This is a genomic window from Helicobacter sp. MIT 03-1614 (genome assembly GCF_000762925.2).
Classification (GTDB): Bacteria; Campylobacterota; Campylobacteria; order Campylobacterales; family Helicobacteraceae; genus Helicobacter_C; species Helicobacter_C hepaticus.
The window spans coordinates 89,282-104,858 of sequence record NZ_JRMS02000002.1 but is presented as its reverse complement, the minus strand read 5'-3'; the positions used below and the strand labels follow the sequence as shown (position 1 = coordinate 104,858).

The window sequence follows — 15,577 nt, the reverse complement described above, 5'->3', positions numbered from 1 at the left end:
AATTGCTACAGCTATTATAATAGGAATGTTGGGGCAGGGTATTAGAATTTGGGTAGCGGGTTTTGCACCTAAAGATACTTCAGGACGCAATACTAAGGAGCAAAAGGCAAGTGTGCTTAATCACACAGGGTTATATTCACTTTGTCGTAATCCTTTGTATTTAGGGAATTTTTTAATGATGCTCGCACCTTGTATTTTATTGGGAAATTGGCTTTTTATTTTGGTGTTTGTTTTAAGTTTTTGGCTTTATTATGAAAGGATTATTTTTGCTGAAGAACATTTTTTGAGGTCAAAATTTGGACAAGAATATATAGATTGGACGCTTCATACTCCACCTTTTTTTCCAAAATTTACAGGTTATGTGCCAAGTAAGATGGATTTTTCTTTTAGGTCAATGCTTAGACGTGAGTATCATTCATTTTTTGGACTTACCTCTTCGCTTTTTGTATTTCATTATCTTATTGTAGTATTTGTGTGTTGGCTCAATGATTGGCATCTGCTTTTGCCTAATGAGATTCTTAGCTATCTTTTTGGTATATCGGCAGTATTTTATTTACTTGTGCGCTCTTTGGTGAAAAAGACGAAACTTTTTGAGGTCGCAGATAGATAAATAGACAAAAGATATTTTTTCAAAGTGCGCAGAGGTATTTGAAAAATATTTGCAAAATTATTGGCAATCTGACGCGCTTTTTGAGCTTTTTTATATCGTTTTTCAATATTGCAACGCCATTGTCCAAATCCTCTACGATAAGCTTTTTCTAAGGGTTGATTAAAAATATGAAGCAAAAAGTTTTCAAGTTTTTCATCAAATATTTTTTGATGATTTTTATCCAAAAATACAGGCTCACTTAACATTGATAAATAAGCTTCATCGTGGGTATCAAGAAAATAAATGGTTTCTAAAACTTCTTTGTAACTCTCATATTTATGCATATTAATAAAAGACTTTGGATTTATCCCCCCCCCCATTTTATCTAAAGGCAAACTTATGCGTTCATCTCCCCAATAAATGGGTATGGTGTGTGCAGCAAAAGCTTGAATAAGTTTCTCGGTAATATAGCCATTTGTGCTTGAATTTTCAAAAGCGATATTGAATTTACCCTCTTTTAAAAAAGCATATTTATCTACGACAGGATTCCCAATATTATTTTTGTATCGCCCACCGCTATCTACACGACTATATTGACTTAAAAAATCAAAAAATTGTGTGCGTATCTCATCTGCCTTACCATTGCTTACAACAAAAGTGCAAAAACGACTCTTATTTTGGAGTGTCTCTGGTGTAATATGTAAGTGTTTGTTCATAGCTTTTTGCATATCAGATTCGCAGTGAAGATAAAGTGGATAGCGCAAATATCGGTCTTCAAAATGTATATAATCATATCCAATAGCATAATCACAAAAATTAAAATCTGCTCGTAGATTCTCGCCTGTGGCAAAGATTCTTACTTTATTGTAATTAAGATGTTCAAATCCCATACAAGAGTAAAAAATATAATCTGGGTCTTTATTGGTAAAAATAAGTTCATAATGTTGTTCAAGTAAAGCAACAATTTTCCCTTTCACTGCTCCATCACAAAAATATACTTTTTTTGTGGGCTTGTGAGTTTTTGTGCAACCATGGTTCATTGTTCTATGTTTCCCATAGCTTGACTTTGAGCGTGAGCAATGAGAGGATTGATAAATTCATCAAGTAAGCCACCAAGCATAATCTCTTCAAGGCTATAAAGAGTTAAGCCGATTCTATGGTCTGTAAGGCGATTTTGTGGATAATTATAAGTGCGGATTCTCTCACTTCTATCACCACTTCCTACCTGAGTTTTACGCGCTTCTTTATTTTGCGCATTTTGCGCTTCAATCTCTGCCTCATAAAGTCTTGCTTTAAGAATCTTAAGAGCCTTATCTTTATTTTTGTGTTGAGATTTTTCATCTTGCATAGAGACGCTAATACCTGTAGGAATGTGCGTGATTCTAACTGCTGAATCTGTGGTATTTACGCTTTGCCCTCCGTGCCCACCACTGCGAAAAACATCAATTTTTAAATCATTAGGATTAATATTAATCTCCACATCATCAACTTCAGGCATAATTGCCACAGTGATAGCTGAAGTGTGAATGCGTCCTTGAGATTCTGTCTCTGGCACTCTTTGTACCCTGTGGGTGCCTCCTTCAAATTTGAGCTTAGAATACGCACCATTTCCTTTGACAAGTGCAATAACTTCCTTGTAACCACCGACATTATTTTCATTTGAGCTTATGATTTCAACTTTCCATTTTTGTAAATCCGCATAACGACAATATGCTTTAAACAAATCTCCTACAAAAATCCCTGCCTCATCACCGCCTGTCCCAGCACGAATCTCAAGGTAGATATTTTTGTTATCATTTGGGTCTTTGGGGATTAGAAGAAGTTTGATTTCCTCTTCTAATGTGGCTTTAGCAGATTCTAAATCTTTGAGTTCTTCTTTGGCAAGTTCGCCAAGCTCTTTGTCTTCAAGTAAGGCTTTATTTTGCACGATATTTTCAAGGATGGAAAAATATGTTTTGGCATTTTGCGCAATAGATTCTATATCGCTTTGTTCTTTGCTAAGCTCTGTGAGCTGTTTGATATTTGAGAGAACGGATTCTGAACTAAGGAGGCTTGAAATCTCATCATAACGTGCCACAATGGGTTTAAGTTTGTCAATAAGCATTTCAACCTCTTAAAAATATAATAATTTAAGCAGATTGAGCGATTTTTTTCACACTTGCATTAAGCCGCGATACTTTGCGTGCAGCAGTGTTTTTTTTCAAAATCCCTTTGCTGACATATTTATGAAGTTCTTTATTGGCAATTTTGAGCGCTTCTTGTGCTTTTGCTACATCTTTGTTTAAAACAGCCTCACGAAGGTCTCTGACAATATTTTTAATACGCGTTTTGTAGTATCGGTTGCGTTCAGTTCTAGTTTTTGTTTGCCGAATGCGTTTTTGAGCAGATTTATGATTTGCCATTTTTATTAGTCCTTTTTTTAAAAAATTAGGGCAAGATTCTGCCAAAAGTTTGATTAAATGCAGTTTAAAAGTCTGTAAGGGGATTGAATGAAGACAAAAGATACAAAGACAAAACTATTTGGCACTGATGGTGTCCGAGGACGTGCGGGGGAAGTGATTACTCCCTCAAGTGTGATAGCTTTAGGAACAAGTGCGGGGATACACTTTCGCCAACATTCATTGACAAATAAGATTCTCGTAGGCAAGGATACACGTCGTAGCGGTTATATGATAGAAAACGCTCTTGTTTCTGCTCTCACTTCTGTGGGCTATGATGTGATACAAATTGGTCCTATGCCTACTCCCGCAGTTGCTTTTTTGACAGAGGATATGCGATGCGATGCGGGAATTATGATAAGCGCAAGCCATAATCCCTATGATGATAATGGTATAAAATTCTTTAATCATTATGGTTATAAACTTGCTCAAGAAGAAGAAGAAAGTATAGAATCTTATTATTACAATCCCACCTCACTCCAAAGCGCACTCAAAAGTGGGCTAGAAATCGGTAGTTCAAAGCGTATTGATGATGTGGTGGGACGTTATATTGTGCATATTAAAAATTCTTTTCCAAAGAATCTAACTTTACGAGGATTGCGTATAGTGTGTGATTGTGCTAATGGTGCAGCATATCGTGTTGCTCCTATTGTGTTGAGCGAATTAGGAGCTGATGTGATAGCTATTAATGATGAGCCTAATGGATACAATATCAACAAGCAGTGCGGAGCTATGCACCCTGAAGGCTTGGCTCAAGAAGTGATGACATATCGTGCTGATGTGGGCTTTGCTCTTGATGGCGATGCGGATAGATTAGTGGTGGTGGATAATAAAGGAAATATTGTCAATGGTGATAAACTCATCGGTGCACTTGCTTTGTATCAAAAGCAAATTGGCAAACTTGAAAATAATGCTATTGTGGCAACTTTGATGAGTAATCTTGCACTTGAAGAGTTCCTTAAGTCTCATCAAATAGGGCTTCATCGTTGCAATGTTGGAGATAAATATGTATGGGATAAAATGCGTGAGCATAAGCTTAATTTTGGAGGGGAGAGCAGCGGACATATTATTTTTAGTGATTATGCAAAAACTGGCGATGGCTTGGTGAGTGCATTGCAAGTTTTAGCACTTTTAATCCAAAGTGGGAAAAGTTCTCAAGATGCGCTTAATCCCTTTGAGATTTATCCGAGCGAGCTTGTGAATCTTAAAGTTTCTCAAAAAAAGCCACTTGAAAAAATTAATGGATTGCAAGAAAAATTAGATTCTATCAGTGCATCTGGGAATCGCCACCTTGTGCGCTACTCTGGCACAGAAAATAAACTTAGAATCTTGGTGGAAGGTAAAGATTGCAAGCTTGTGAGTGAGCAAGTTAAAATGCTTGTTGATTTATGCCAAAAGCAGCTCAATGTGTAAATAACAAATAAAATGAGACAATATGACTTTTGCATTTAGGTATTTAAAGCAGATTACAGCAAAACAACTAAGTATTTTTATTGCGCTTTTTATCCTAAGTATAGCTCTTGATCAATGGGTAAAATTCATTATGCTTGAGGGCTTTGTATGGGAGAGTGAAGCAATAACTATCGGGGGGAGGGCTCTTGTATATAATAAAGGCGTAGCATTTTCAATGTTTAGCTTTTTAGAGGAATATTTAAAATATATTCAGATTCTGCTTTTGATTATTTTATTTGCGGGTGCATTGTGGAGTGATTTTTTTATTAAACATTATGTGCCTCTTGGCATTTTAATTGGTGCGGGTTTATCAAATATCATTGATAGATTTGTATATGAGGGAGTTGTAGATTATGTGTATTGGCATTATTGGTTTGATTTTGCAATTTTTAACCTTGCTGATGTGCTCATTGATATAAGTGTGGTGTTGATGATTTATCAAATGTTACAAGAAAAAAGAAATGGTGGCCACGACTGGACTTGAACCAGCGACCACTACCATGTCAAGGTAGTGCTCTACCAACTGAGCTACGCGACCTTTATTATAAAAACTTTAAATCATTGCCAACAAAGGCGACACTAAGTTAAAAAGAGCGGATTCTATCTCAAGCTTGATTTAAACTTTCTTAAATATTATTTGATTTTCTTGTGCCATATCGCTTTAGCAGTTCATTGTTTGTCGTTATATTTAATAACTTGATTTTGCGTTTTTTTTTTTTTTGATAATATGTTTATAAATAAATTTAGGTGGGGGAATTTATGAAACGCATTTTATTAGTTATTTTGGTATTGGTTTTAGGTGTGCAGAGCAAGGCTGATGAGCTAATAAATGGTTCTTTTTCAAAATTAGGATTAAACTTTGCATATTTAGCGCATAATGCAGGGAAAAGCCATATAGATTCCCTGCATATAGCCTTGCATTATGATTCTTATTCTATTTTTGAAAATGGTTTTGTTTGGGGCTCAGATGCAATGTTAGGAGGTAGCACAGGAAATATTAATAAGCACTATCCTTTGCAAGGCACAGAGAATCTTACAAGTCAAAAATCACCTGTGGGCAGTGTGAATTTATTTTTTGATGGTCTTATATATGTTGGTTATTCGCTAATAAGGCGGAGTGTTGATATGCCTTTATACATTGGCACAGGCTATAAATTTGCTACTTTCCTCTCTGTTTCAATCAATACTCCTGCTGCTGGACAAATTTTAGCTTCTTATTTGCCTATTGAATTGCGAGGTGATATAAGAGTGCGTCCTCGTGTTGCTTTTGAATATCTTTTAGCCTATGATATAGGCTTATCTCAATCATTGCTTGTTCAATATGATGCAGGTGATAATAAAAGAAATCTTTCAATGAATAGAGGCTATGGATTACGCTTAAGTGTTGGTGGGAGGTATTATGTAAGCAAAGAAACTTTCTTTTATACTAATATCTTAGCTTCATACCAAAGCTTTGGGGCATCAGAGAGTGCAACTATTAGTATTGCACAACCACCTGCGGGTTCAAGTGGCACACCCGGTTACTTACCCGGAAGTGCTGTTGTCTCTTATCCACGCTCAAGTATAAGCTATGTGGGCTTACGATTTGGCATTGGATTCTAAGGGGGGCATAATGAAAGCAATGAAACTATCTCAATTTTTTATCACAATGTTTCTTTTTTGTGTTTTGTTCTGTGGTATGAGTAAGGCAGATGAGAGTATTTTTGCAGGAGATTCTCAATCAAAATGGCAAAAAAGCCTTATTAAACAGGGCTTTTATCGCTCTCTTGGTTTTTATAGTGGGTATTATCGCTATACTGAACCCACAGTGATGCACATAGATACCTTGATATTTGGACTTATAGGACAGATAGGGCATATCTCGCAAGGTATTAAGCTAGAGGGGACATTGAGAGTAAATTATGCACTTGGGCTTTATACAGGTGGTATTTTAGACCCAGATAATCCCGATAGAGACGGAGAGAAGGCATATGGTATGGATGGCTCTGTTGCTGGAGATATAGAGTTAAAGGGTGGATATAATCTCTTGCATTCTTCAAATGCCACACTTTATCTCCAAACAGGACTGGGTTATCATCTTAATCGCAATGAGTTTATGTCAATGGATAGAATACAGGGGTATTTTTATGTGCCTTTAGAGATTGAGGGAGAGGCACTTTTAAATCCAAAAATAGCATTTACCTATGGTGGTGGCTATCGTTATTTGATTTTTGGTAATCACCTCTCTACAGCGAGTAAATATGGCTATACAGGTGATGTAAGAGTTACGCAAAAAGAGGGCTTTGGATTTTCAGCCTTTATTGGAGCAAATTTTTTCAATAAAGCAAGAGAATTGCGTTCATTACGTTTAGTATATGAATATTGGAATATTGGAGATTCAAAGAGCATAAGAACAGAGAGCATTTATACAGGTAATGAAGTGTATTTATATGAACCTAAAAATAATACACATCGTCTTTTTATTCAATACAGCTTTGGGTTTTAAGTTAAACTAAATACGCTATATTATAGCTTTTAGATTCTATAAAAGCGTGGGAGTCAATGGAAAATAATGACAAAACGCGTAAGGGGCATTCGTATAAACTTTGGTGGCATAAGCTAAAGACACTCTATCGGCGTAGTGATAGATTTTTTCATTTGCTAGTGGGTATGCCAAGCTATGATAAATATTTAGAACATATGAGAATTCACCACCCTGATACAATCCCTAAGACGCAAAAAGAGTTTTTTACAGAAGCTTTAGAGGCAAAGTATGGTGCAGGAAGTGCAAAATGCTGATAAACAATATCTCGCAAGGTTTGCGACAACAAATTTTCAAGCATTTTATTCTTACACAGATTTTTTACAAGAGCGTCCGATGTTAGGCTATATTTTCAAACGGCTTTTACTTGTTATCCCCACTCTTATAGGTGTGATGAGTATTAATTTTTTGCTTATGCAGCTTGCCCCGGGTGGTCCTGTGGAGCAGACAATAGCTAAAATAGAGAATCTCGGGCATTTAAGTGAGGCAGCAGTAGGGCAAAATACTCTTTATAAAGGCTCTATTGGCTTAGAGCCTGAACTTATAGAAGAGATAAAAAAACTCTATGGCTTTGATAAGTCTCTAAGCGAACGATATTTTCAAATGCTTTTTCATTTTGCCTGTTTTGATTTTGGTGAGAGTTTTTATAGCCAATCAAGTGTGCTTTCAATCATCGCACAAAAATTGCCTGTGTCTATTTCGCTAGGGATATTTAGCACACTTATTATTTATCTTATTAGCATTCCGCTAGGTATTGCAAAAGCAGTGCGTAATGGTTCGCATTTTGATGTGATAAGTAGCGTCATTATTGTTGTGCTTAATGCGATTCCGGCTTTTATGTTTGGTGTGGTGCTTATCGTGCTTTTTTGTGGAGGGAGTTATTTTGATATTTTTCCTTTACGAGGGCTAGTGAGTGAGCATTTTGAATCTTTAAATATGTGGGGCAAGATTAAAGATTATTTATGGCATTTATTTTTGCCTGTGTTGTGCATTTCCATAGGTGGTTTTGCAACTTTAAGTATGTTAAGCAAAAATTGCTTTTTGGAGGAGATTCACAAAAGCTATGTGATAAGTGCTAAAGCAAAGGGTGGGAGCGAATCTTATATACTTTATAAGCATATTTTTCGCAATGCAATGCTTTTAATCGTAAGCGGATTTCCTGCTGTGTTTGTGGGTGCATTTTTTAGCGGAAGTTTGCTTATTGAAATTATTTTTAGCCTTGATGGTTTGGGGCTTTTGGGATATGAAAGTGTGATTAACCGCGATTATCCTGTTATTTTTGGCACTTTATATATTTTTACTTTTATTGCCCTTGTGATAGGTATTATAAGTGATGTGATGTATTATCTCATTGACCCACGTATCCATTTTGGGAGCAAAAATGTCTAATAGTATACTCAAAACTCGTTGGTATGTCTTCAAACAAAATAAACGCGCTTTTTATTCCCTTATATGTTTTGCACTCCTTTTTTTAATAAGCGTATTTGCAGAATTTATCGCTAATGACAAGCCACTTTTTATTTATAAAGATTCCAAAATGTATTTTCCTGTGTTTGTAAATTACCCTGAAACTACTTTTGGTGGGGATTTTGAGACTTGGAGTGATTATTTAGATAGCTATGTGAGAGATGAATTGCTTAAAGATGCTTTTGTTGTTTATGCGCCTATTCCTTATAGCTATGATAGTATTGTTATGGATTTACCTACTCAAGCCCCGACATCTCCTGATTCTAAGCATTATCTAGGCACAGATGATAAAGCAAGAGATGTAGCTGCGAGGCTTATTTATGGATATAGAATCTCTATTATTTTTGCCCTTATTTTAAGTATATGTAGTGTGATTATCGGTGTAAGCGTAGGAGCATTGCAAGGATATTATGGAGGTAAAATTGATTTAATAGGGCAGCGGCTCATTGAGATTTTAAACGCTGTGCCTATTTTGTTCGTGATTATTATCATTTCAAGTGTATTTGAGCCAAGTTTTATGTGGATTTTATGCGTGGTGTTGGCTTTTTCGTGGATGATACTTGTTAATCTTGTCAGGGCTGAATTTTTAAAAGCACGGAATCTTGAGTATGTGAGAGCTGCAAAAGCTATGGGTGTGAGTGATATAAAAATTATGTTTGTCCATATTTTGCCCAATGCGATGAGTGCTACGCTTACTTTCACGCCTTTTATTATGGCTGGAAGCATTGTAACGTTAAGTAGTCTTGATTTTTTGGGCTTTGGTATGCCTGTAGGAAGTGCGAGTTTAGGCGAGATTCTCGCACAAGGTAAAAATAATCTCTCTGCTCCACATTTAGGTATAAGTGCTTTTGTAGCACTTTGCGTGTTGCTTTCAATCCTTGTTTTTATTGGTGAGGGTTTACGCGATGCACTTGACCCACATATAAAGCCAAGTATGCAATCTCATACGAATTTAAAGGATAAAAATGATTTTAGAGATTAAGAATCTTTATGCTTCATTTTTACACTCCTCGCATTTTAGTTTGAGCAATGTCTCTTTGAGCATTGCTAAGAGTCAAAAAGTTGCACTTGTAGGAGAATCTGGTTCGGGCAAAAGTATGCTTGCACAGATGATTTTACGACTCCAAAATAATATTAGCATTCAAAGCGGGGAGATATGTTTCAATCATCACAATATCCTTGCTCTTAACCCAAAGGATTTACGCTCTTTGCGAGGAAAAGACATTGCTTATATTCCCCAAGAGCCACTCTCAAGTCTTAATCCACTTCATAAAGTAGGAAAACAGATTTTAGAGAGTTTTTATATCCACGCGAATGATCTTTATCCGCATTTACGCGGCAAAGCATTACATACAAAAGCACAAGAAAGGCTAGAAGAAGTATTAGAATCTGTCAATTTAAGCACAAATTTGGTTCATCGTTATCCTTTTGAACTTAGCGGAGGACAAAAGCAGCGCGTGGCTATTGCGATGAGCATTATTAATAATCCCACACTTCTTATTTGTGATGAACCAACAACGGCGCTTGATGTGCTTATTCAGCGGCAAATTATGGAGCTACTTTCTCATCTTAGCACCACAAGTGCGATTTTATTTATAAGCCACGATTTGGGTGTGGTAAAGGGATTTTGCGATAAGGTTGTAGTGATGAAAGAGGGCAGAGTTGTAGAGGAAAATACAACAAGTAATATTTTTACGTGCCCTACGCATTCTTATACACGTTTTCTTATAGAATCTTTGATTTTACCTACTAAGGTGCATAAGAGAGTAAATTCAAAAGATAGCACGCTTTTAAAGGTAGAAAATTTGAATGTGGGTGTATCTGTGCGGCATTTTTTCAAAACGCATTTTAAAGATCTTGTATCAAATGTCAATTTTACCTTGCAAAAAGGGCAGATTCTAGGTCTTGCTGGGGCTTCAGGCAGTGGGAAATCAAGCCTCGCATTAGGATTATTGCGCTTACTTGAGATAAAGGGGACGATATATTTTAAAGGACATAATTATGCAAGTCTAAAAGATATGCAAGAATTAAGAAGACATATCAGCATTGTATTCCAAGACCCTTTTTCCTCGCTTTCGCCAAGATTTACCATAGGAGATATTATTGCAGAGGCATTGGGTGGGAAATTTGCTGTTTTTAAAAAACAAGTGGAATGGGCATTAGAATCTGTGGGGCTAGATACGCATTTTGCACAAAGTTATCCTTTTGAACTTAGCGGAGGACAAAAGCAGCGCGTGGCTATTGCTCGTGCCATTGTGAGGAAACCTTCAATTTTACTCCTTGATGAGCCAACTTCTGCACTTGATAAAAGCTCTCAAAAGCTTATTCTTACGCTTTTATTGCAGCTTCAAGAACAATTAGATATGAGTTATATATTTATTACCCACGATTTAGAGATTTTACAAGCCTTAAGCGATGAGATTCTTATCTTGCATAAAGGGCGTGTGGTAGAGCAAGGGGTGAGTAAGGAAGTTTTTGCAAATCCTCAAAATGCGTATGCAAAAAGTCTTATTACAGAGTTTTTTAAAAGAGGGAAAAATGATAGAATCTAGCTTTAGCTTACTTAAAGCACTTAAATCTTATGGACTTTTAGAAGGTAAACCAAGCTGGTGGTGGGAAGGAGCAGGAAGCTTTGAAGTGGTTCTTGGAGCAATTTTAGTGCAAAATACGCAATGGAGTAAGGTAGAAATAATGCTTGATTCTATGAAAAAGGCTGGAATTTTAAGTGGAGATTCTCAAAAAGATTTAGCACAAATGGCACATATAGAATCTTATGTCTTGCAATCACATATCATTGGTTTGCAGAGGCAAAAATCTAGTTATATTACTCAGCTTTCCCACGCTATTATGACAGATTTTGGAGATTTTGAAAGCTTTAAAAATGCTGTGGATTTTGAATGGCTTATAGCTCAAAAGGGTATAGGGCGCGAGAGTGCGTATGCAATTTTAAATTATGTTTGTGAGCGTGAGGTAATGGTTGTGGATAGATACACGCATAGGCTGCTGACTGCTTTGGGCTGGGAGATAGAGGATTATGAGGAATTAAGGGCATTTTGTGAGAATGGGGTCAGAGAGAATCTTGCTTTAGTCTATGAGCTTTATCCGCAAGATATGAGTTTGGCGCAGATTTTTGCACGTTTTCACGGCAAGATTGTAGAATGGAGTAAGACAAAGCAGGATATAAAACATATTTTGATACAATAGACTTGAGCTTTAAGGAGGAGAAGCAAAATGAAAGTCAATATAAAAAAAGTTTGGTTTTTAGGAATAGTATTTGGCATTCAAGTTTATGCATTAGAACATAGCCACCCTAAAGTCCCTTGTGTGCCTCAAGATGAGGTTACCAAACATTATAGTGCTATACAAAGTAAATCTGTTCCTGAGTGTTTGGATTTATTTAACAATAAAGTAAAGTTGGGTAGTCATTGTGTATATAAAAATAAGACATTAGATGATGTGTATAATTCATTAAGAAAAAAACATTCGTTTTTGCCTCAAAAAATATCCACACAAAGTATTTTAGAGCAAAGACACGCTGCAGAGATAGAATTGCCTTCAGAAAATCAAGTTTTAATTTTACTCTCCTTTGATACAGATAAGGCGCATCATCTTATCACTTATGATGAGAACAATAACACTACGATACATACTACTTGCTTTGTTATGCCTTGATGTGATAGTCATAAGAATGATTTTTGTAGTATATCAAAGTAGTGTTTCTAAGGAGACGACAATGAAGAAATTTTTTTATTGTTTGTGGTATTAGAGCTTTGTGGAGTAAATCTTCTTTTGCATAAATGCAGAAACTCATTTGATGTATTTTACGCCACAAGATTCAAAAAGTTTTATGTTCTATAATGACAATATGAAATTTTCCCATAAAGGTAATATGATGATAGGCTTAGAATTTGGGTGGAATCTAAAATATGATTAAGTTTTTTTGAAAGCAGTATATAATTGATAATGTTTTTTATTTTTAAGTGATATTTAAATCTTTATTTACTAATATATAAGCCTATATAAAAACTTAGGAGGTTGCTATGCAAAGATTTTCTAGTATTGTGGTGGTTTTAAGTCTATGTGTTGCTACTCTTAGTGCGGCTAAACCTCAAAAAGAACTTACAAATGCTGATAAAGCATTGCTTTTTGGGAATACAGAAGTGAATGTCGTTGCTTTAAGTGATGAGGAAATGAAAAATACAACAGGAGAATTTTGGCTTACTGCAATAGGCATTACAGGGGTTACTTGGGGACTTAATTGTCTTTTAAATAAGAACTGCAAGGATGTTAGTTTTACAAGCCCACCTATAAATTGGTAATTGTAAATGCTTTATAGAATCTTCGCTCTTTTGTGCCTTACACTTTGCGCACTTAGGGCGGAGTATAGCTGTGATGAATTTAAATGCACAGATTATAAAATCGGGCTTGGTGCATTAGCAGGAGTGCATCATACTTCTTTACACGATATGTCAATGCTTGGCGGGACATTCAATGCTCTTTTCTCTCAATATACTGCAAAATATGGCTTGATATGGAATGCTACATTTGGGTTACTCAATGCAAATGTAAAAAACGCTCAAAATGCTGTGATAGCCTATAATAAGGATAGATTCAATACCTTTGGTGCGCATATAGATAGCACGATATTTTTAAGCAAAAATGTGAAAAATGATGTGCAAAATCCTTTTTTTGTGGGGATTATTCTTGGCGGAAGTGCTTTATTTTTTGATGAAAAATATGGTGTGCCAAATACTGCACTTTTTACATTGGGACTTGGGGTATCTGGCTCTTATCTTTTAGAAAATAATCTCGCCTTAGAGTATGGAATCTCCTATAACTATGGTGTGTATGGACTCTATACTTATCCTGATAGATACACGCCCGATAGGTTTGGTGCTGCTACAAAATGGAGCAAACTAGAGCCAAATAATCACCAAATCCGCGCTTTTGTGGGCTTACACAAAAATAAACTCTATGGGCTGTATAGTAAGCTCACTTTTACCCTCACACATTTAGATTCTGCATCTTCAAGTGTAATAAATCGCTATGGCGTCTCTAGTGTCTATCCACAAGCAATGCAAGCAATTTTTGGCTTAGAGTTTGGCTTTGGATTTAATAAATGGCTTTAAGTCTTTTTTACATTATATTAGAGTAGAATGGTGTGTTTTCAAACAAAAATAAGGAGGAAGTAATGAGAGAAGTGCGATATGAAGATATTAAATCTGCTGTTGCTAAACTTGCCATTAATGCGTGTTGTATCCAAACGCCCGATATTAAACGCGCCTTTAGTGCTGCAAAGGGAAGTGAAAAGTCTGCATTAGGACAAAATATCCTAGATACGCTCATTGAAAATGGCAAGATTGCGGAAAGCAATATGATGCCTATCTGCCAAGATACAGGTATGACCGTGGTGTTTGTAGAAATCGGGCAAGATGTGCATATCACCGGAGGCTACCTTGAAGATGCCATTAATGAGGGTATTAAAGAGGGCTATACGAATGGTTATTTGCGTAAATCTGTCGTAGAAGAGCCACTTTATGAGCGCAAAAATACGACAAATAACTCTCCTGCAGTCATTCATACGCGAATAATCAAGGGCGATAAGTTGCATTTAAAAGTCTGCCCTAAAGGCTTTGGGAGCGAGAATAAAAGTGTGCTTAAAATGCTTGTCCCAGCCGATGGCATTGAGGGTGTGAAAAAAGTCTTTACCGAAGCGGTGAAACTCGCAGGTCCCAATGCTTGTCCTCCTATGGTGATTGGCGTAGGTATTGGTGGGACAATGGAAAAAGCAGCAATTTTAGCCAAACAGGCGGCTGTGCGCGAAATAGATTCTAAAAATAAAGACCCACGCTATGCCAAGCTTGAAGAAGAATTGCTTGAAATTGCGAATCAAACAGGCGTAGGACCACAAGGATTAGGTGGCACTACGACTGCGTTTAAAGTCAATGTGGAATGGTATCCTACACACATTGCGGGGCTTCCTGTGGCAGTAAATATCAACTGCCACGCCGCACGACACGCTGATATTGAGCTTTAAGGAGGAAAAAAATGGGAGAGCCAAAAAAAATCACTGCACCTATAAGTAAAGAAGTGGCAAAAAGCCTCAAAGCAGGGGAGAGTGTGCTAATCTCTGGCACAATTTTATGCGCTCGTGATGCGGCACATAAAGCTTTAACTGAAGCGTTAGCGCGTGGAGAAAAACTCCCTGTGGATTTGAGTGGCGAGACGATTTATTATCTTGGACCCACTCCTGCAAAGCCGGGCAATGCGATTGGTAGCGCAGGTCCTACAACAAGCGGGAGAATGGATAAATATACGCCGACAATCATTGAGCAAGGCATTCACGGAATGATTGGTAAAGGCTATCGCAGCAAAGAAGTCATAGATTCTATGGTTAAGCACGGCGTTGTATATATGGTGGCTGTGGGTGGTGCGGCAGCACTCATTTCAAAATGTATCACTAAATATGAAGTCTTAGCTTATCCTGAGTTAGGACCTGAAGCGGTTGCACGACTTACAATAGAAAACTTCCCTGCGATTGTGGCTATTGATGCGTCAGGCAATAATTACTACGAAGTTGGACAAGCTCCTTATAAGAAAATTTAGTATTTTGTATCTTAATAGATTCTCAAATCTATTAAGATTTATGTTCAATAACAAACTCCGAAATAAATATAATGTGAATGGGGGAATAATGTTTTTATATCTAGATTAAAGAGAAAGATACGACAGGTATTTGTTCATTTTGATACAACCCAAACAGAAATGCAAATACTAAACTTAAGGCATTTTATCGTGCCAAATCCCAATGCACAAATACAACAGAATCATTTTTTTGATAATGAGACTTTAAGCGTTTTTGTAGGCACACATTTTGCCACTTCATTTCATAAATCTTTGCAATATTTTATCAGTTATTATCCTTGGTATTTTGAAAACAAAGAAATCGGTTGTCGGGATTTATATACATTGGAGTTTTGTCAAAAACTTGGTATAAAATCCTATTTTTCGCGTTGTTTGACTCTTACACTTCCTAAACGAGAAGCAAGTGTAGAACAAAATAAGGTTTTTTTTGGTTGGTGTTACTAAGGCGATTTATAAATATATCCC

At 36.5% G+C, this 15,577-nt stretch carries 19 protein-coding genes and 1 tRNA gene; 16 read left to right on the top strand and 4 right to left on the bottom strand.

The features are described 5' to 3' along the window. Positions 1–25: 25 nt before the first annotated feature. Positions 26–610 carry an isoprenylcysteine carboxylmethyltransferase family protein gene (locus LS66_RS01790; RefSeq protein ID WP_081947975.1) on the top strand — a complete coding sequence of 195 codons (585 nt, stop codon included), beginning with the start codon at positions 26–28 and terminating at the stop codon, positions 608–610. Here the strand turns inward: LS66_RS01790 and LS66_RS01785 are convergent. From LS66_RS01785 to rpsT, 3 genes are read right to left on the bottom strand one after another with little or no spacing between them, the layout of a single operon-like run. Next, the gene (locus tag LS66_RS01785) at positions 550–1,629 is read right to left on the bottom strand and encodes a glycosyltransferase family 10 domain-containing protein (protein ID WP_034367381.1); all 1,080 of its coding nucleotides are present in this window, start codon (positions 1,627–1,629) and stop codon (positions 550–552) included. The genes LS66_RS01790 and LS66_RS01785 overlap by 61 nt on opposite strands. Further along, positions 1,626–2,693 (bottom strand): peptide chain release factor 1, encoded by a 1,068-nt coding sequence (gene prfA, locus LS66_RS01780; protein ID WP_034367384.1) that lies wholly within the window; start codon positions 2,691–2,693, stop codon positions 1,626–1,628. The genes LS66_RS01785 and prfA overlap by 4 nt, the downstream gene beginning before the upstream one ends. 25 nt (positions 2,694–2,718) lie before the next feature. Further along, positions 2,719–2,991, bottom strand: a complete 273-nt coding sequence (gene rpsT / locus LS66_RS01775; protein ID WP_011116617.1) for a 30S ribosomal protein S20 — start codon at positions 2,989–2,991, stop codon at positions 2,719–2,721. Between the two features lie 87 nt (positions 2,992–3,078). Here rpsT and glmM point away from each other — a divergent pair, with 87 nt between their 5' ends. Together glmM and lspA are read left to right on the top strand one after the other, a co-directional pair. Then, positions 3,079–4,440, top strand: a complete 1,362-nt coding sequence (glmM, locus tag LS66_RS01770; protein ID WP_034367387.1) for a phosphoglucosamine mutase — start codon at positions 3,079–3,081, stop codon at positions 4,438–4,440. 22 nt (positions 4,441–4,462) lie between these two features. After that, the gene (gene lspA / locus LS66_RS01765) at positions 4,463–4,963 is read left to right on the top strand and encodes a signal peptidase II (protein ID WP_081947974.1); all 501 of its coding nucleotides are present in this window, start codon (positions 4,463–4,465) and stop codon (positions 4,961–4,963) included. Here the strand turns inward: lspA and LS66_RS01760 are convergent. Continuing rightward, a tRNA-Val gene (locus LS66_RS01760) sits at positions 4,942–5,017 on the bottom strand. The two genes, lspA and LS66_RS01760, sit on opposite strands and share 22 nt — an antisense overlap. Positions 5,018–5,238: 221 nt before the next feature. Here LS66_RS01760 and LS66_RS01755 point away from each other — a divergent pair. The 13 genes from LS66_RS01755 (at position 5,239) to LS66_RS01695 (ending at position 15,556) form a co-directional block, all read left to right on the top strand. Next, the gene (locus LS66_RS01755; RefSeq protein WP_034367390.1) at positions 5,239–6,081 is read left to right on the top strand and encodes a hypothetical protein; all 843 of its coding nucleotides are present in this window, start codon (positions 5,239–5,241) and stop codon (positions 6,079–6,081) included. Positions 6,082–6,091: 10 nt separating this feature from the next. Further along, on the top strand, positions 6,092–6,964 hold the full coding sequence (locus LS66_RS01750; protein WP_034367393.1) for a hypothetical protein: 873 nt from the start codon (positions 6,092–6,094) through the stop codon (positions 6,962–6,964). 56 nt (positions 6,965–7,020) lie between these two features. Next, positions 7,021–7,257 (top strand): KCU-star family selenoprotein, encoded by a 237-nt coding sequence (kcuS, locus tag LS66_RS01745; RefSeq protein ID WP_011116622.1) that lies wholly within the window; start codon positions 7,021–7,023, stop codon positions 7,255–7,257. Positions 7,258–7,336: 79 nt separating this feature from the next. Further along, the gene (locus LS66_RS01740) at positions 7,337–8,389 is read left to right on the top strand and encodes a microcin C ABC transporter permease YejB (protein ID WP_034367411.1); all 1,053 of its coding nucleotides are present in this window, start codon (positions 7,337–7,339) and stop codon (positions 8,387–8,389) included. Next, on the top strand, positions 8,382–9,449 hold the full coding sequence (locus LS66_RS01735) for an ABC transporter permease (protein ID WP_034367396.1): 1,068 nt from the start codon (positions 8,382–8,384) through the stop codon (positions 9,447–9,449). Before LS66_RS01740 ends, LS66_RS01735 begins: the two co-directional genes overlap by 8 nt. Continuing rightward, positions 9,436–11,019 carry an ABC transporter ATP-binding protein gene (locus LS66_RS01730; protein ID WP_034367415.1) on the top strand — a complete coding sequence of 528 codons (1,584 nt, stop codon included), beginning with the start codon at positions 9,436–9,438 and terminating at the stop codon, positions 11,017–11,019. Before LS66_RS01735 ends, LS66_RS01730 begins: the two co-directional genes overlap by 14 nt. Further along, on the top strand, positions 11,006–11,671 hold the full coding sequence (locus LS66_RS01725) for a 3-methyladenine DNA glycosylase (protein ID WP_034367418.1): 666 nt from the start codon (positions 11,006–11,008) through the stop codon (positions 11,669–11,671). Before LS66_RS01730 ends, LS66_RS01725 begins: the two co-directional genes overlap by 14 nt. A gap of 27 nt (positions 11,672–11,698) precedes the next feature. Next, complete coding sequence (locus LS66_RS01720; protein ID WP_011116627.1) at positions 11,699–12,139, top strand: hypothetical protein; 441 nt, start codon at positions 11,699–11,701, stop codon at positions 12,137–12,139. Between the two features lie 368 nt (positions 12,140–12,507). Further along, positions 12,508–12,786, top strand: coding sequence for a hypothetical protein (locus tag LS66_RS01715; RefSeq protein WP_011116629.1), 279 nt, complete (start codon positions 12,508–12,510; stop codon positions 12,784–12,786). A gap of 6 nt (positions 12,787–12,792) precedes the next feature. Next, complete coding sequence (locus LS66_RS01710) at positions 12,793–13,596, top strand: hypothetical protein (protein ID WP_034367399.1); 804 nt, start codon at positions 12,793–12,795, stop codon at positions 13,594–13,596. A 62-nt stretch (positions 13,597–13,658) separates the two neighbouring features. Further along, positions 13,659–14,504, top strand: a complete 846-nt coding sequence (locus LS66_RS01705) for a fumarate hydratase (RefSeq protein ID WP_011116631.1) — start codon at positions 13,659–13,661, stop codon at positions 14,502–14,504. An 11-nt stretch (positions 14,505–14,515) separates the two neighbouring features. Continuing rightward, positions 14,516–15,073: a Fe-S-containing hydro-lyase gene (locus LS66_RS01700; RefSeq protein WP_011116632.1), complete on the top strand. Its 558-nt coding sequence runs from the start codon at positions 14,516–14,518 to the stop codon at positions 15,071–15,073. A gap of 159 nt (positions 15,074–15,232) precedes the next feature. After that, positions 15,233–15,556, top strand: a complete 324-nt coding sequence (locus LS66_RS01695; protein WP_138091830.1) for a hypothetical protein — start codon at positions 15,233–15,235, stop codon at positions 15,554–15,556. Positions 15,557–15,577 lie beyond the last annotated feature (21 nt).

Coding starts and splice junctions, on each gene's coding strand:
- LS66_RS01790 (WP_081947975.1), top strand. CDS start 26: ATGTTGGGGCAGGGTATTAGAATTTGGGTAGCGGGTTTTGCACCTAAA.
- LS66_RS01785 (WP_034367381.1), bottom strand. CDS start 1,629: ATGAACCATGGTTGCACAAAAACTCACAAGCCCACAAAAAAAGTATAT.
- prfA (WP_034367384.1), bottom strand. CDS start 2,693: ATGCTTATTGACAAACTTAAACCCATTGTGGCACGTTATGATGAGATT.
- rpsT (WP_011116617.1), bottom strand. CDS start 2,991: ATGGCAAATCATAAATCTGCTCAAAAACGCATTCGGCAAACAAAAACT.
- glmM (WP_034367387.1), top strand. CDS start 3,079: ATGAAGACAAAAGATACAAAGACAAAACTATTTGGCACTGATGGTGTC.
- lspA (WP_081947974.1), top strand. CDS start 4,463: ATGACTTTTGCATTTAGGTATTTAAAGCAGATTACAGCAAAACAACTA.
- LS66_RS01755 (WP_034367390.1), top strand. CDS start 5,239: ATGAAACGCATTTTATTAGTTATTTTGGTATTGGTTTTAGGTGTGCAG.
- LS66_RS01750 (WP_034367393.1), top strand. CDS start 6,092: ATGAAAGCAATGAAACTATCTCAATTTTTTATCACAATGTTTCTTTTT.
- kcuS (WP_011116622.1), top strand. CDS start 7,021: ATGGAAAATAATGACAAAACGCGTAAGGGGCATTCGTATAAACTTTGG.
- LS66_RS01740 (WP_034367411.1), top strand. CDS start 7,337: ATGTTAGGCTATATTTTCAAACGGCTTTTACTTGTTATCCCCACTCTT.
- LS66_RS01735 (WP_034367396.1), top strand. CDS start 8,382: ATGTCTAATAGTATACTCAAAACTCGTTGGTATGTCTTCAAACAAAAT.
- LS66_RS01725 (WP_034367418.1), top strand. CDS start 11,006: ATGATAGAATCTAGCTTTAGCTTACTTAAAGCACTTAAATCTTATGGA.
- LS66_RS01720 (WP_011116627.1), top strand. CDS start 11,699: ATGAAAGTCAATATAAAAAAAGTTTGGTTTTTAGGAATAGTATTTGGC.
- LS66_RS01715 (WP_011116629.1), top strand. CDS start 12,508: ATGCAAAGATTTTCTAGTATTGTGGTGGTTTTAAGTCTATGTGTTGCT.
- LS66_RS01710 (WP_034367399.1), top strand. CDS start 12,793: ATGCTTTATAGAATCTTCGCTCTTTTGTGCCTTACACTTTGCGCACTT.
- LS66_RS01705 (WP_011116631.1), top strand. CDS start 13,659: ATGAGAGAAGTGCGATATGAAGATATTAAATCTGCTGTTGCTAAACTT.
- LS66_RS01700 (WP_011116632.1), top strand. CDS start 14,516: ATGGGAGAGCCAAAAAAAATCACTGCACCTATAAGTAAAGAAGTGGCA.
- LS66_RS01695 (WP_138091830.1), top strand. CDS start 15,233: ATGCAAATACTAAACTTAAGGCATTTTATCGTGCCAAATCCCAATGCA.